This window comes from Methylopila turkensis (genome assembly GCF_027922325.1).
GTDB lineage: Bacteria > Pseudomonadota > Alphaproteobacteria > Rhizobiales > Methylopilaceae > Methylopila > Methylopila turkensis.
In genome coordinates this window covers 643,136-658,708 of the sequence record NZ_BSFL01000003.1, presented here as the reverse complement: position 1 = coordinate 658,708, position 15,573 = coordinate 643,136, and the positions used below count along the sequence as shown (strand labels likewise).

Annotated in this window: 13 protein-coding genes; 8 read left to right on the top strand and 5 right to left on the bottom strand. The window is 69.3% G+C overall.

From position 1 onward, the window contains the following. The first annotated feature begins 71 nt into the window (after positions 1–71). From PKE78_RS14360 to PKE78_RS14350, 3 genes are all read left to right on the top strand, one after another. Positions 72–1,895, top strand: a complete 1,824-nt coding sequence (locus tag PKE78_RS14360) for an ABC transporter ATP-binding protein (protein ID WP_271201584.1) — start codon at positions 72–74, stop codon at positions 1,893–1,895. Positions 1,896–2,185: 290 nt separating this feature from the next. Beyond that, positions 2,186–3,454 carry a porin gene (locus PKE78_RS14355; RefSeq protein WP_271201583.1) on the top strand — a complete coding sequence of 423 codons (1,269 nt, stop codon included), beginning with the start codon at positions 2,186–2,188 and terminating at the stop codon, positions 3,452–3,454. Between the two features lie 473 nt (positions 3,455–3,927). Further along, a complete protein-coding gene (locus PKE78_RS14350) occupies positions 3,928–5,307 on the top strand; it encodes a carbohydrate porin (protein ID WP_271201582.1) in 1,380 nt (459 codons plus the stop codon). 22 nt (positions 5,308–5,329) lie between these two features. On the opposite strand, the gene PKE78_RS14345 is transcribed toward PKE78_RS14350, so the two are convergent. Together PKE78_RS14345 and PKE78_RS14340 are read right to left on the bottom strand one after the other, a co-directional pair. Further along, the gene (locus PKE78_RS14345; RefSeq protein WP_271201581.1) at positions 5,330–6,229 is read right to left on the bottom strand and encodes an alpha/beta fold hydrolase; all 900 of its coding nucleotides are present in this window, start codon (positions 6,227–6,229) and stop codon (positions 5,330–5,332) included. 22 nt (positions 6,230–6,251) lie between these two features. Then, the gene (locus PKE78_RS14340; RefSeq protein WP_271201580.1) at positions 6,252–8,351 is read right to left on the bottom strand and encodes a lytic transglycosylase domain-containing protein; all 2,100 of its coding nucleotides are present in this window, start codon (positions 8,349–8,351) and stop codon (positions 6,252–6,254) included. 259 nt (positions 8,352–8,610) lie between these two features. Here PKE78_RS14340 and dapA point away from each other — a divergent pair, with 259 nt between their 5' ends. Both dapA and smpB read left to right on the top strand, forming a co-directional pair. Next, positions 8,611–9,513 carry a 4-hydroxy-tetrahydrodipicolinate synthase gene (gene dapA / locus PKE78_RS14335; protein WP_271201579.1) on the top strand — a complete coding sequence of 301 codons (903 nt, stop codon included), beginning with the start codon at positions 8,611–8,613 and terminating at the stop codon, positions 9,511–9,513. A 16-nt stretch (positions 9,514–9,529) separates the two neighbouring features. Next, a complete protein-coding gene (gene smpB / locus PKE78_RS14330; RefSeq protein WP_271201578.1) occupies positions 9,530–10,006 on the top strand; it encodes an SsrA-binding protein SmpB in 477 nt (158 codons plus the stop codon). A gap of 261 nt (positions 10,007–10,267) precedes the next feature. On the opposite strand, the gene PKE78_RS14325 is transcribed toward smpB, so the two are convergent. Genes PKE78_RS14325 through PKE78_RS14315 form a run of 3 tightly spaced genes read right to left on the bottom strand, consistent with a single transcriptional unit; the run spans position 10,268 to position 11,758 of the window. Continuing rightward, entirely contained in the window at positions 10,268–10,522 is a 255-nt protein-coding gene (locus PKE78_RS14325) for an amino acid transporter protein (RefSeq protein WP_271201577.1), read from the bottom strand. A 10-nt stretch (positions 10,523–10,532) separates the two neighbouring features. Continuing rightward, positions 10,533–11,174 carry a uracil-DNA glycosylase gene (locus tag PKE78_RS14320; RefSeq protein ID WP_271201576.1) on the bottom strand — a complete coding sequence of 214 codons (642 nt, stop codon included), beginning with the start codon at positions 11,172–11,174 and terminating at the stop codon, positions 10,533–10,535. Then, positions 11,171–11,758 carry a LabA-like NYN domain-containing protein gene (locus PKE78_RS14315; RefSeq protein ID WP_271201575.1) on the bottom strand — a complete coding sequence of 196 codons (588 nt, stop codon included), beginning with the start codon at positions 11,756–11,758 and terminating at the stop codon, positions 11,171–11,173. Before PKE78_RS14315 ends, PKE78_RS14320 begins: the two co-directional genes overlap by 4 nt. Positions 11,759–11,927: 169 nt before the next feature. On the opposite strand from PKE78_RS14315, the gene rpoZ reads away from it, so the two are divergent. The 3 genes from rpoZ to PKE78_RS14300 all read left to right on the top strand — a co-directional run bounded on the left by rpoZ (position 11,928) and on the right by PKE78_RS14300 (position 15,497). Then, a complete protein-coding gene (gene rpoZ, locus PKE78_RS14310; protein WP_271201574.1) occupies positions 11,928–12,314 on the top strand; it encodes a DNA-directed RNA polymerase subunit omega in 387 nt (128 codons plus the stop codon). 163 nt (positions 12,315–12,477) lie between these two features. Then, a complete protein-coding gene (locus PKE78_RS14305) occupies positions 12,478–14,691 on the top strand; it encodes a RelA/SpoT family protein (protein ID WP_271201573.1) in 2,214 nt (737 codons plus the stop codon). Positions 14,692–14,732: 41 nt separating this feature from the next. After that, entirely contained in the window at positions 14,733–15,497 is a 765-nt protein-coding gene (locus tag PKE78_RS14300) for a pyridoxine 5'-phosphate synthase (RefSeq protein ID WP_271201572.1), read from the top strand. Positions 15,498–15,573: the final 76 nt, after the last annotated feature.

Here is a 15,573-nt window from a genome sequence, read left to right as displayed (position 1 = left end):
GTCTTCGCCCCGCCTTGCCCCGGGCGGTTCAGGTCGGTACAGGCGGTCGGACACCCCGATCCGGACCCCTCATGTCGCCCGAACCCACGACGCCGGAGCCGATCGATCCCGATCGGATCAGCGATCTCCCCCGCCGGGAGATGCGGCTCGACGAGCCGCTGTCGCTCCGGCTGCGGCGGCTGAAGCGGTTCGCGGTCGCGTTCATCCTGCCGCATTGGCCGAGCCTGCTGGTCGCGGTGCTCGCCATGGCGGCCTTCGCCGGCACCGTCGTCGCGCTGCCGTGGCTGTTCAAATCGCTGGTGAACGACATCCTGGTGCGCCGCGACGCCGAGGCGCTGCACGAGATCGTCTTCGTCGTGCTCGCCATTTTCAGCGTGCGGGCGGCGGCCGGCTACCTCCAGCAGTTCATGCTGTCGCGGGTCTCCAACAAGGTGACGACGGAGCTGCAGAACCGCATCGCGAGCCACTTGCTGAGGCTAGATCTCGTCTTCTTCCAGAAGAACAGCGTCGGCCAGATCATCGCGCGGGCGACCGACGACGTGAACGTGCTGAACAACGCCTCCAGCAATATCGTGGTGACGCTCGGCCGCGACCTCATCACCTTCGTCGGGCTGGTCGGCTACGTGCTGTGGGCGAGCCCGCAATGGTTTGCGCTCGCGCTCGCCGGCGCGCCGCTGATCGCAGTGCCGGTGGTGATCGCGAACCGCAAGCTGCGCGCCCTGATGCGGCGCGGCCAGGCGCTCGGCGGCGAGATCCTGCAGGCGTTCGAGGAAGGGCTGCACGGCATCCGCGCCATCAAGGCCGAGAACCTCGAGGACGTCGAGCGCCGGCGGCTCAGGGAGACGATCGTCGGCCGCCGCAAGGTCGGCCTCAAGATCGCCCGCACCCGCGCCGCGCTGTCGCCGGTGGTCGATCTCGTCACGGCGCTCGCGCTGGTCGCGGTGCTGCTCGTCGGCGGCTCGCAGGTGATCGAGGGCGAAAGCGACGCCGGCGAACTGATGGCCTTCATCAGCGCGCTGATGCTGCTGTACGAGCCGCTACGGCGCTTGCTGCAGGTCAACGCCCAGCTCCAGATCTGCGGCGTCTCGATCGCGCGCGTCTACGAGATCCTGGACCGCAGCCCGCGGATCGTGGACGCGCCCGACGCGGCGCCGCTGGCGCAGCCCGGCGGCGAGATCGCGTTTCGCGGGGTGCGCTTCGCCTACGCCGCGGACGCCGCCCCGGTCCTCGACGGCTTCGACGTGACGATTCCCGCCGGCGCCTCCGTCGCCTTCGTCGGCGCGTCCGGTTCGGGAAAGACGACGGTGCTCAATCTGGTGGCGCGGCTCTACGAGCCGTCGGCGGGCGCCGTGTCGATCGGAGGCCAGGACATCGCGGGCGTGAGCCTCGCAAGCTTGAGGGACTCGATCGCGCTCGTCAGCCAGGACGTGCTGCTGTTCGACGCGAGCGTCAGAGACAACATCGCCTACGGCCGTCCCGACGCGACCGACGAGGAGGTGGCGGCGGCCGCGCGCGCAGCGGCGGCGGACGTCTTCATCGAAGCCCTCGACGGCGGCTACGGCTTCCGCGTGGGACCGCGCGGCTCCAGGCTCTCGGGCGGCCAGCGGCAGCGCGTCGCGATCGCCCGCGCGCTGCTCCGCGACGCTCCCATCCTGATGCTCGACGAGGCGACCTCGGCGCTTGATGGCGCGATTGAGGCGCGGGTGCAGGCCAACGTGCTCGCGATGCGAAAGAACCGAACCACGCTGATCATCGCGCACCGGCTCGCGACCGTGGTCGCGGCGGACCTGATCTGCGTGGTCGAGCGCGGCCGAATCGTGGAGCAGGGCGGTCATCTCGCGCTGCTCGCCCAAGGCGGACTTTACGCCGAGTCGCACCGGCTCCAGCGAGGCTGAGACGGCGCCGCCGTCCCGGCCCAACCAGCCGCGACAGGCCTTTCGGCGCCGATTTCGTGTTCTTCACGCCACAGCCCTATCCAAAGGTCCTGCACAGAACCGTCACATACGTGTTCTCGCTTGCATGCCACCCGGCCCCGAATATGGTCGAACTGCGACGTCGGGGGGGCGCCCCGGCGCCATGCCGTCGGACCTGACGGCGACTCTCGGGGGGCGATCGACGCCGTGGGCGCAGGCTCATTCTGCGGCCGTCTCGTTCGAGAGCCTGTTATTGGGGTTGGAGAAACGTGATGAAATTGGTCAAGAGCCTGGTTCTCGGCTCCGCCGCCGCCTTCGTAGGGATGACCGGCGCTCAGGCGGCCGACCTCCCGGGCGCCGAGCCTGTCGAATACGTCAAGGTCTGCGACGCCTACGGCGCTGGCTTCTTCTACATTCCGGGCACGGACACCTGCCTGCTCATCGGCGGCCTCGTCCGCGGCGACTACTCGGTCGGCGAAGTGGTCCGCACCATCGGCGGCGGTTCGTCCAAGCCCGCGAACAACACCGGCTTCCGCGCTCGCGCCCGTCTGTGGTTCGACGCCCGCACCGAGACCGAGTACGGCACCGTCCGCACCTACATCCGCGCTCAGTTCCAGCGTGACTCGGGCAACCAGAGCGGCTCCACCGCGGCGACTGCGGTCGGCGGCGACGACTCGGTGTTCGACAAGGCCTTCGTGCAGTTCGCGGGCCTGACCGCGGGTCTCACGGACTCCTTCTGGGACTTCAAGCCCTACCCGACCTTCACCAACCCGTTCATCTCGGACCGCACGCTCGCCGTTCTGGCCTACACCGCCGACTTCGGCGGCGGCTTCTCGGCCAGCATCGGCATCGAAGACGGCACCGCTCGCCGCACCACGGCGACCGGCGGCGCTGGCGGCCCGGGCTTCGCGGACTACCGCGAGCAGAAGTATCCGGACATCGTCGGCAACCTGCGCGTGAAGCAGGGCTGGGGTGAGGCGCAGCTCTCGGGCTTTGCGCACCACATCACGACCGAAGAGATCAGCCGCGACAGCGACTGGGGCTACGGCGTCCAGCTCGGCGCCAAGGTCGACCTGCCGTTCCTCGGCAAGGGCGACTTCCTCTGGGCCTCGGCCGCCTACTCCTCGGGCGCGCTGTCCTACCTCGGTCTCGGCAGCGGCTCGGGCGACTACGCCTTCGTCGTTTCCGGCACCCAGAACATCCTGAACGCCAACCGCCTCGTGGACTTCGAGGTCGGACCGGGCGGCAAGATCCGCAAGACCGAAGCCTACGCCTTCAACCTCGGCGTGCTGCACTACTGGAGCCCGAAGTGGCGTTCTGCTCTGCAGGGCACCTATGTGGACGCCAACGTGAAGACCTTCGGCCAGAACAACGACTTCTCCGGCTACGGCATCACGACCAACATCATCTGGACGCCGGTCAAGAAGCTCGACATCGGCGCCGAGATCAACTACGTGAAGGTCGAAGACAAGTCGGCCGTTTACAACCTCCGCGACGACGACGCCTTCGTCGGCCGCTTCCGCGTTCAGCGCGACTTCTGATCCAGCGACGCGCAAGCGTCCTGAACGTGACGGCCCCGGCTATGCCGGGGCCGTTTTCGTTTGCGACCCGCGCTGTCGGCGGAGACGGGCCATGATCCTGCCCGGCGGAGCCGAAACTCCGATCCTGCAGGTCGTCAAGCTTTGCTGCAAAAGTCGTGGCCGCCTGCGCGAGAGCCCAGGCCTGACGCGTTGATCGATCCTGACAGCAGCACGTTCCGAAGGCGCCTTCGGCGGGGCTTTGAAGGTTTGTCTGTGCTTATTATTAGCCTGCGGAAATCAGATGACCGCCATCGTCCGTCATGGCGTCGGAGATCAACGTAGATAATCTTGGGCGCAAGTTGCGGCGCGCCGGTCGAATGCGCAAGATGACGTTGCGAGCGGTTCGCGAGTGGAATGAGCGAGCCGCAGGAGCAGCCGGTCGCCGGTTCAGTCGTGCGTCCGGCCGGCTCGACGTAATGTGACGGGGAAAATTGATGAGCAGGCTAAAGAACTCGGGCGCGCTCGTCGCGCTGACGGGCGCGCTTGCGCTTTCCGCCGGCCTCGCGGGACACGCGATCGCGGCCGACGCGCCCGCCGACGCTGAAGGCGCCTCATCGTTCTGGGCCGACCTGTTCACCCGCGAGAAGCTCACCGGCGACTGGGGCGGCGCGCGCACGAAGCTCGAGGACGCCGGCGTCACCTTCGAAGCAAGCTTCACCGGAGACGCCACCCGCAACGTCTCCGGCGGCCTCAGCCGCGGCGGCGGCTTCACCGGCCTGTTCCAGTTCGCGCTCGATTTCGATCTGGAGAAGATCGCGGGCTGGGAGGGCGCGGAAATCCACGCCGGCGCCTATGTGATCACCGGACATGGCCTGTCGACCTACCGGATCGGCAACCTGCTCGCGGTGTCGGGGGCGGAGGCCGATAACCTGACGCGCCTGGCGGAAGTCTACTTCAAGCAGACCCTGCTCGACGGACGTTTCGTGTTCAAGATCGGCCAGCTCGCCGCCGATGGGGACTTCGTCACCAGCGACACCGCCGGCCTGTTCGTGAACTCGGCCTTCGGCTGGCCTGGCCTCAACGGCGTCGACCTTCCCGGCGGCGGCCCGGCCTATCCCGTGCCGACGCCCGGCGTTCATGTCGCCTACGCCGTCAACGACCAGCTCTCGTTCCAGGCCGGCCTCTACAGCGGCGATCCGCTCGACGACGACGGCAAGAACAACGGCGGCGTCACCTTCACCGTCGACCGCGGCGTGTTCGTCATCGCCGAGGCGGCCTACGCCACCGACGCCGTCGGCGGCCTGCCCGGTGTCTACAAGGTCGGCGGCTGGTACAACTCCAACGACTTCGACGACCTGCGCTTCGCCCGCAACGGCCTGTCGCTCGCCGATCCCGGCGCGGACGACCCGAAGCGGCGTGACGGCTCCTACGCCCTCTACGGCGTGATCGATCAAACCGTGTGGAAGGCGGGCGAGGGCGAGCAGGCGCTGTCGGTGTTCGCGCGAGCGGTGATCGCGCCGCAGTCGAACCGCAACCTGATCGACTACTATTTCGACGCCGGCTTCAACCTGAAGGCGCCGTTCGCGGGCCGCGACAACGACGTGTTCGGCGTGGCGGTCGCCTACGCGCACATCAGCGACCGCGCCCGCAAGCTCGACCGCGACGCAATCCGCCTCGGATCGGCCGGTCCGGTCCGCAGCTCAGAGCTCGCGATCGAGGCGTCTTACCAGGCCGAGGTCGCGCCGTGGCTGAAGGCGCAGCCGTTCGCGCAATACATCGTGCGGCCCGGCGGCGGCGATCCGCATCCCGACCACCCGAACCGGCGCATCAGGAACGCGACCGTGCTCGGGCTTCGCACCACCGTCGATTTCTGAGCCGGCGGCCGCGCCTCGCGCCTTAAGCGCGTTCGCGTCCCGCGACCTCGGCGACGAAGGCTGCGATCGCGTCGAGCGTCGGGCGGTCCGCAAGCTGCGGCGCATGGCCCTCGCCCGGAACCTCGATCGCGGTGATGTCGGGACGGCGCGCGCGCATGGCCGCGAAGGTCTCGGCGCTCAGGATGTCCGAGGCCGAGCCGCGGATCGCCATCAGCGGCGTAGCGGCCAGCGCGTCGAACAGCGCCCACAGCGGGGGCAGGGGCTTCGTAAGGTCGAGGCCTTGGAAGGTCGCGGCCAGCGCCGGGTCGGCGAGCGCCACGAGCTCGCCGTTCTCCTCCCGCCAGGTGCGCCGGGCGATGCGCTCGAAATCCGCGGGGCCAAGCGCGGTGAAGCGCTCCGCCATCAGCGCGGCGACGGCTTCAGTCGCGTCTCGCCAATTCCGAGGCGCGGCGCGTTCCTTGAGATAGTCGCGGATGCGGAGCAGGCCGTCCGCCTCGACCACCGGGCCGATGTCGTTCAGCACGAGGCCGGCGACGGCGGCGGGGCGGATGGCTGCGAGCGCCATGGCCTGCATGCCGCCGCGCGACGTGCCGACGAGGATCGCCCGGCCGACGCCCAGCGCGTCGAGCACGGTCAGGACGTCGCCGGTCTCGACCGTGACGTCGTACCGCTTCGGTTCGGGATCGCGGTCGGACAGGCCGCGGCCGCGCGCGGAGATCGCGATGACCCGTCGTCCGCCGCCTTCGGTCGAGGCCAGATGTTCCGCAAGCTCGGTGAAGTCTTCGAGAGGGCGCGACAGGCCCGGCAGGCCCACGACCGGCGGACCGTCCGCGCCAGGAGGCGTCCAGTCCCGCACATGCAGCGTGGGGCCGTGAACGGTGGCGACGCGCCTGTCCTGCGGGGCCGGCGCGCCGCCGGTCACGGGCGCCCGCTCCGCCTCGCGCTCACTCGCCGCCGCCGCGCGCCATGTCGCGTTCGATCAGCAACGCTGTGCGGCCGTTGAGGCGCGTGCGGTAGACCTGCGTGTTCTCCAGCACGCGCTGCACGTAGTTGCGCGTCTCCGTGAAGGGGATGCGCTCGACCCAGTCCACCGGATCGGTCTCGGGCTTGCGCGGGTCGCCGTAGCGCCGGACCCATTCGACGACGCGGCTCGAGCCGGCGTTGTAGGCCGCGAAGACCATGACGTACGAGCCGCGGAAGTCGCGGGCGAGCTCGCCGAGATGGGCGGCGCCGAGCTGCGCGTTGAACGACGCGTCCGTGGTCAGGCGCTCGGCGCTGAAGGGCACGCCCGCCGCCTTCGCCGTGCGCGCGGCGGTCGTGGGCAGAAGCTGCAGCAGGCCGCGCGCGTTGGCGTGGCTCACCGCCCTGGGGTTGAACGCGCTTTCCTGGCGCGCAATCGCGTGGACGACCGGCGTCTCGATCGCGGGGCCCACCGGCTTGAAGGCCGGAATGCCGCCGGTCGGGTAGGCGAGCACGTCCATCGCGAAGCCGTTGTTGATGCCCGCCTTTCCGACGACCAGGGTCGCGCGCGGATCCTTGTTCCGCTGCGTCAGTTCGCCAAGCAGGGTCAGTTCGCCGCCGCTGCGTAGGTCCTCGGCGAGGCCGGCGACCATGGGCAGCGCAAGCTCCTTGTCGCCCACCCGGTACAGCAGATCGATGGCGCGCACCGAAAGCCGGGAGTTGAAGGTGGCGCGATCGGCCGACGTCGGCTCGGGAAGCCGGCGCACGGGCAGGTCCGCCAGCTTCAGCCGCGCGCGGGCGATCTGGCCGTAATAGCTGGTGACATGGCGGCTGGCGCGTTCGTAGGAGGCGCGCGCGGCGGCCTGGTCGCCGAGCGCCTCGAGCGCGCGGCCCTGCCAGTAGAGCGCGCGCGACAGCGTGCCGGGGATGGTCGCCTGCGACTGGACGATCGTGAAGTGGCGGTAGGCGGCGCGGCCGTCGCCGAGCGCCCGCAGCGCGATGAAGCCCGCGAGCATCTCCGACTCGATCCGGTCGGTGTCGGATTTGGCTTCGGTGCGGCGGATCAGATCGTAGGCGCCGCGGGCGTCGCCGAGGTCGAGCAGGTCGCGCGCGATCACGCGGCGCTCCACCGACCAGGCGTCGGGGTCCGCGAGGGCGGTCGCGCTCAGCGGCGCGCGGGCGAGCATCGCCGCCGCCTCCCTGGGGCGGTCGGCGCGGCGCGCATGCCGAGCGCTCGCGAAGATGAAGGCCGGATCGGAGCGCGCGCCGGACGGCACGGCGCCGAGGGCCGCGGGAGCGTCCGGCCGCCGGCGGATCACGGCGGCGATCGCCTTGCCGACGGCGACGTAGGAGCCGCCGACGCGCGCCGCGGCGCGCAGGCCGGCGTCCACGTTGTCGTTCAGGAACTGCCGTTCGGCGCGGGCGCGATGGTCGGCCGTCGTCAGCAGCGAGCCGAAGCGGGCGAGCGCCTGGGTCTCGAGGTTTCCGGCGAGATCCTCCGTCCGCCAGGCCTCGCGGGCGACGGTCGCGGCGGCGTCCTTCTGGCCGGCGTCGAGCAGGGCGCGGGCGAGCGCCAGCTTGCCCTCGGCCCGCTTCGGCTTGCCGTTCTGGGCGAAGAAGGCGCGCACCGTCGCCCCGTCGACGTTCTCGAGCCACAGCGCCTCCTCGGCGCGGCGGCGGACCATGCTCATGGTCGGCCAGTCGCGATGGGCGCGCAGGAAGCTGTTGATGCGGTCGAAGCCGACCTGACGGGAGGCGAAGCGGATCGACAGCCAGTCGACCAGCGCCACCGCGCCGGGATCGCGCAAGGACGAGCGTATGGCCATCGCGCCGCCGAGGTCGCCGCGCTCGAACGCGGCGACGGCCGCCTTCACCTGCGCCACGTCGGCGGACTGCACCGAAGGGCTCGGCGCGATGCGCGAGGCCGGCGCGATCGCGCCGGTGACGTTGGTGGTGTCGTAGGCGACGACGAAGCTCTGCTCCGCGGCGGCGATGGTCTCGCCGCCGTCCTCGGCGTAGGCGGCTTGCGCCGCAAGCAGGCTGGTCGCGGCGACGCCGCGAAGGAGGGCTCTGAACGCAGACATCGGCTCTCGACTTCGGGAGCGGGCTCCCAAGGGAGCCGGCGTTTGGATCGGATTGGCCACAGTTTCGCCGCCCCCGCTTTACGAAACGCTAACCGAGATCGACTGGCCATCACCTTGAGTGATGAGGACGATCACGATCATGCGGGCTTTTCGTGACGGTCGCCCACGTCTATCAAGGGGCCCCATCTGGCGGAGGCGGCGACGCCCCCGCCGGCTCCGCCGCCGCGGGGCCCGACCTCCGCATCCGGAGCCGACGCAAATGACTGCGCATACCGTTTTCCGTGGCTCGATGCCCGCGCTCGTCACTCCGATGAAGGACGGCGGCGAACTCGACGAGGGGACCTTCCGCTCCCTGGTCGACTGGCAGATCGCGTCGGGCACCCACGGCCTGGTGCCGGTCGGCACCACGGGCGAAAGCCCGACGCTCACCCATGACGAGCACAACCGGGTCGTGGAGTGGTGCGTGCAGGAGACGCGCGGGCGCGTGCCGGTCATCGCCGGCGCCGGCTCGAACTCGACCACGGAGGCGATCAGCCTCGCGCGGCATGCTGAGAAGGTCGGCGCGGACGGGCTGCTGGTCGTCACGCCCTACTACAACAAGCCGACGCAGGAGGGGCTTTACGCCCACTTCAAGGCGATCAACGACGCAGTCGGGCTTCCCATCCTGATCTACAACATCCCGGGCCGCTCGGTCGTGGACATGACCGTCGACACCATGGCGCGGCTCTACGAGCTCAAGAACATCGCCGGCGTGAAGGACGCGACCGCGAACGTGGCGCGCGTCAGCCTGCAGCGCGCCAGGATGGGAGAGGACTTCCTGCAGTTCTCCGGCGAAGACATCACCGCGCTCGGCTTCATGGCCCATGGCGGCCACGGCTGCATCTCGGTGACGGCGAATGTCGCGCCGGCCGAATGCGCGGCGTTCCAGGAGGCGTGTCTCTCCGGCGACTACGTCACCGCGCGCGCGTACCAGGACAAGCTGACGCCGCTGCACACCGGGCTGTTCTGCGAGACCAGCCCCGGGCCGGTGAAGGTCGGCCTCGCGCTGCTCGGCCGCTGTTCGGAGACCATGCGGCTGCCGATGGTCCCGGTCGCCGAATCGACCCGTGGCGTCGTGCGGGCCGCGCTGGCGCACGCCGGACTCGTTTCCGGGAACGCGTGACACCACATTCCCGACGATGAACGCCAAAGCCCCCAACCCGCGCTACAAGATCGCCGCCGAGAACCGGAAGGCCCGCCACAACTACGAGATCGGCGAGACCTTCGAGGCGGGGATCGCGCTCGCCGGCACCGAGGTGAAGTCGCTTCGACTGGGCAAGGCGACGATCGCCGAAGCCTACGCTGCGGAGTACGGCGGCGAGTTGTTCCTCTACAACTCCTACATTCCCGAGTATCTGCAGGCGAACCGGTTCAACCACGAGACCCGCCGGCCGCGTAAGCTGCTGCTGCACAAGAACCAGATCAACAAGCTCGCAGGCGCCGTGACGCGCGAGGGGCTGACGGTCGTTCCGCTGAAGATCTATTTCAACGAACAGGGCCGGGCGAAGGTCGAGATCGCGCTCGCCCGCGGCAAGAAGCTCCACGACAAGCGCGAAGCCGACAAGGAGCGCACCTGGAACCGGGACAAGTCGCGCATCATGCGCGACCGGGGGTAGCTCTCACCGGTCACAGTCTCGATTTGAAACCAGACGTTCCGCGGCCCGCGGTCGCTAGCTGATCGGTGGACGGTTCCGGCCTCCGGCCCGGTGCAACAGCAGGCGCTTGCTCAACCGTCCGGAGCACGACATCGCACTCACCGGGCAGTCCGCGGTCGGTTCAGCGAACCGGACGCTCCCGCGTGAAATAATAGACTGCGGCTCCAAGCAACAGCGCGCTGACCGGCATGATGCTCATGACGATCAGGTACTCCACGTTCGTCATGGTTTTAAGCTCCGCAAAGACCGTCGTGCCAGAGAATGTAGGCCCGCGCTAGCGACGACACAAGCGACGCCCGCAATCGCGACCGTCGCGATGTCAGGTCGGCCGGCGTCGAGCGAAATCGTATAGGTCAGACTTGGCGCGACGCCGCCCACGATGAACACGCCGACTGCGACGCTGTTGAGATAGGTCGCGGTAAGCTTCGCCGCTTCGTTTTGGACGAGCTTTTGTTTCGCCTCGTCTGGCGCCGTCATGCTCCGCCCCTCACGCCCCGTCCAGAAACGCCCGCACCCGCGAAAACACCGCTTCGAACATCTCGGTCGTCAGCACGCCCGTGTTCGTGTTGTAGCGGGAGCAGTGATAGCTGTCGAAGAGGGTCAGCCGTCCGACCTGATGCTCGGCGCCGTGGCCGAACGGCGCGGCGGCGAGCCGGACGCCGAGCGCGCGGCAGACGCTGTCGTGGGAGATGCGGCCGAGCGCGACCACGGCGCCGCCGTCGGCGACCGCGGCGATCTCGCTCGCGAGGAACGGCCGGCAATTGCCGATCTCGGCGCCGACCGGCTTGTTCTCCGGCGGCACGCAGCGCACGGCGTTGGTCACGCGCGCGCCGATCAGGACCAGGCCGTCGTCCGGGCGCTCGTCATATTCGCCTTCCGCGAAGCCGAACTTCAGCAGCGTGGCGTAGAGGAGGTCGCCGGCCCAGTCGCCAGTGAACGGCCGGCCGGTCCGGTTCGCGCCGCGCAGGCCGGGCGCAAGGCCCGCGATCAGCAGCCGGGGCCGCTCCGGCCCGAACGAAGGCACTGGCGCGTTGTGCCATTCCGGCTCCCGCGCCCGCCAATCCTCACGGAAGGCGACAAGGCGGGGGCAGGCGGGGCAGTCGCGCGACGGCGCGGCGGCCGGGCTCAAGGCTGGGGCGTGGTGTCGATCGGCGCCGTGCGGCGCGCGTCGCGGGCGGCGCGCTCGGACGGATCGCGGCCAATCTTGCCGCCGAGATCGGCGAGGTCGAGGAAATGGTCCGCGCGGCGGCGCAGGTCGTCGGCGATCATGGCGGGCTGCGTCGTCACGGTGGAGACGACAGTCACGCGCACGCCGCGCCGCTGCATGGCGGCGACCAGCGGGGTGAAGTCGCCGTCGCCCGAGAACAGCACCATGTGGTCGATGTGCTCGGCCATCTCCAGCGCGTCGATCGCGAGCTCGATGTCGAGATTGCCCTTCACCTTGCGCCGGCCCTGGCTGTCGGTGAACTCCTTGGTCGGCTTGGTGACCACGGTGTAGCCGTTGTAGTCGAGCCAATCGATCAGCGGACGAATGGTCGAGACTTCGAGGTCTTCGGACAGCGCGGTGTAGTAATATGCCCGGATCAGATAGCCGCGGCCCTGGAAGTCGCGCAGCAGCCGCCGGAAGTCGATGTCGAAGCCGACGCCGCGGGCGGTGGCGTAAAGATTGGCCCCGTCGATGAACAGGCCGAGGCGTTCGTCGGAATAGAACATGATCGCAAACTTTCTAATGCAATACCGGTGGTTCGGAAAAGACAGGAGGGACGGGTCGCGCGCGTGGCGCAGGCGTCGCCCTGTCGTCACGGTCCTTGCCACACGAACGGCCTCGCGGTAAAGACCGCGATCAATCCCGTACCGTCGCAATAGAAGGAGCGGACGCCCCATGGCCCGCGTCACCGTCGAGGATTGCATCGACAAGGTCGAAAACCGGTTCGAGCTCGTGCTGCTCGCCGGCCATCGCGCTCGTTTGATCTCGTCCGGCTCGCCGATCACGATTGATCGCGACAACGACAAGAATCCGGTCGTCGCGCTGCGCGAGATCGCCGATGAGACCGTCCAGCCGGAAGATCTCAAGGAAGACCTGATCCACTCGCTGCAGAAGTACGTCGAGGTGGACGAGCCGGAGGCCGAGACGGTTCCGGCGCTGGCGGGCTCCGCCGGATCGTCCGACGACGATGGCAACGTCACCTTCGACCGCATGACGGAGGAAGACCTCCTGCGCGGCCTCGAGGGGCTGGTGCCGCCGGCGGAGACCGACGACGAGGAGTGAGCCGCTTCAAGCTCATGGACGGAACGCAAAGCGCCGCGGCGAGCATCGTCTCCTGCGGCGCTTTTGCGTCATGCGGCGCATGAACTTGTGCGCCGGCGCGAAGCCGACGATATCTTCGGAACCAGGCGCCCAGACGCGCAGATTCCACCCCGGCGATCGCCCCATGATGCGGCAGTACGAGCTCGTCGAGCGCGTAAAGGCCTACAATCCTAACGCCGACGAGGCGCTGCTCAACCGCGCCTACGTTTATGCGATGAAGGCGCATGGGTTGCAGCGGCGCGCGTCCGGCGATCCGTACTTCTCGCACCCGCTCGAAGTGGCAGCGATTCTCACCGATCTCCGGCTCGACGACGCCACCATCGTCGCGGCGCTGCTGCACGACACGATCGAGGACACCGACGCCACCCGCGACGAGATCGACGCCCTGTTCGGGCCGCAGATCGGCCGGCTGGTCGAGGGCTTGACGAAGCTCAAGAAGCTCGACCTCGTCACCAAGGAGGCGGCGCAGGCGGAGAACCTGCGCAAGCTCCTGCTCGCCATCGCCGACGACGTGCGCGTGCTGCTGGTGAAGCTCGCCGACCGCCTACACAACATGCGCACGCTGCATTTCGTGCCTCCCGCCAAGCGCGCCCGCGTCGCCCAGGAGACGGTCGACCTCTATGCGCCGCTCGCCGGCCGCATGGGCATGCAGGGCGTCCGCGACGAGCTCGACGACATCGGCTTCCGCACGCTCTACCCGGAGGCCTACGAAACCATCGTCGGCCGTCTGAACCGCCTGCGCGAGCGCAACGTCGACGTCATCGCCGACATCCAGCGCTCGTTCGAGGAGCGTTTCCAGGGGGCGGGCCTGCAGGCGACGGTGACGGGCCGGGCGAAGAAGCCTTATTCGATCTGGCGCAAGATGGAGCGCAAGTCGGTCGCGTTCGAGCAGCTGTCCGACATCTTCGGCTTCCGCGTGCTCGTGGCCGACGTCCCGAGCTGCTACCGCGCGCTCGGCATCCTGCACTCCGGCTGGCCGACGGTGCCCGGGCGGTTCAAGGACTACATCTCGACGCCAAAGGAGAACGACTACCGCTCGATCCACACCACGATCGTGGGCCCCGGCCACCAGCGCGTCGAACTCCAGATCCGCACCGAGGCGATGCAGCGCTTCGCGGAATACGGCATCGCGGCGCACGCGCTCTACAAGGACGGCCTCGGCGGCGACAACGATGAGCTCGCGCGCGAGAGCCGCGCCTATGGCTGGCTGCGGCGCACGGTCGAGCTGCTCGCCGAGGGCGACAACCCAGAAGAGTTTCTCGAGCACACCAAGCTCGAACTGTTCAACGATCAAGTGTTCTGCTTCACGCCGAAGGGGCGGCTGATCGCGCTGCCGCGCGGCGCGACGCCGATCGACTTCGCCTACGCCGTCCACACCAATGTCGGCAACGGCTGCGTCGGCGCGAAGATCAACGGCCACACGGAAGCGCTCGTCACCGAGCTCAAGAACGGCGACGAGGTGGAGATCATCCGCTCCGACGCGCAGGTGCCGCCCGCGGCCTGGGAGGCCGTGGTCGTCACCGGCAAGGCGCGCGCTGCGATCCGCCGCGCCACCCGCGCCGCGGTGCGGGCGCAATACGCCGGGCTCGGCCGCCAGATCGTGCAGCGCGCCTTCGAGCGCAACGGAAAGGCGTTCTCCGACGAGCGGCTGCGGACATCGCTCCACCGTCTCGCGCGCGCGTCGATCGACGACGTGCTGGCCGCGGTCGGCCGCGGCGAGATGCATTCGCTGGACGTAGTGCGCGCCGTCTACCCGGATGTGAAGGACGAGCGGCCGCAGACGTCGCTCGGCGTCCCTGCGCCGGCGAACGGCTGGTTCGGACTGGAGCAGGCCGGGGCGCTGCGCTTCAAGGCGCCCGGCGTCGACGACGCCGGCTCGCCGCAGCCGTCGATCCCGATCCGGGGCCTGCGCGGCGACCTGCCGGTGCGCTTCGCGCCGGACGGCGGCGCGGTGCCGGGCGACCGCATCGTCGGCATCCTCGATCCCGGCGAGGGGATCACGATCTATCCCATCCAGTCGCCGGCGCTGAAGGAGTTCGACGACCATCCCGAGCGCTGGCTCGACGTGCGCTGGGACGTGGATCTTGGCCGGCGCGAGCGTTTCCCCGTGCGGATCATCGTCACCTCCATCAACGAGCCCGGGTCGCTCGCGCGCATCACCGAGGTGATCGGCTCCTACGAGGCGAACATCGACGACGTGCGCATGATTTCGCGCTCGCCGGACTTCCACGACATCCTGTTCGACCTCGGCGTGTTCGACATCAAGCACCTCGGCGCCATCATCGCGGACCTGCGGCAGACGCCGGTGGTCAGCAATGTGGAGCGCGTGAACGGCTGAGCGCGCCGCGCCTCAAACCAAAAAGACGAAGACCGGACGCCATGGGCGAGACAATCAGGCTTGGAGTGAACATCGATCACGTCGCGACGGTGAGGAACGCGCGCGGCGGCGCGCATCCAGATCCGGTGCGCTTCGCCAAGATCGCGGCGGAGGCCGGCGCGGACGGCGTGACGGCGCATCTGCGCGAGGATCGCCGCCACATCCGCGACGCCGATATCGACCGGCTGCGCGCCGAGGTCGCCCTGCCGCTGAACTTCGAGATGGCCGCGACGCCCGAAATGCTGGCGGTCGCGCTCAGGATCAGGCCGAACGCCGCCTGCCTGGTGCCGGAGAAGCGCGAGGAGCGCACCACCGAGGGCGGCCTCGACGTCGTCGGCCAGAAGGGAACGGTCGCCCCGGTGGTGAAGGAACTGACGGCCGCCGGCGTCCGCGTCTCGTTGTTCGTCGAGCCGGACGAGGTCGCGCTGGAGCAGGCCGCGCTGATGGGCGCGGCGATCGTCGAGCTACACACGGGGACCTGGTGCGAGGCGCTGGCCGCGGGCGAGCGTGACGCGGCGGAAAAGGAGTTCGCCCGGCTGAAGGCGGGCGGCGCTCTCGCGGCCTCTCTCGGGCTCGAAGTGCACGCCGGCCATGGCCTCGACTATGCGAGCGCCGAGGCGATCGCCGCGCTGCCGGAGATCGCCGAGCTCAACATCGGGCATTTCATGATCGGGGAGGCGCTCGCGGTCGGCCTCGCCGAGACGGTGCGCGCCATGAAAGCCGCCATGGCGCGCGGACGGGCCGGAGCCTCCGCCGAAACGCGGTGAGGCTGTTCGCCTCGATTTACCTTTCCCGCCGCGAGGTCTATCACGGCCTCCGGCCCGCGGGCGGCGCGCCCAGCAG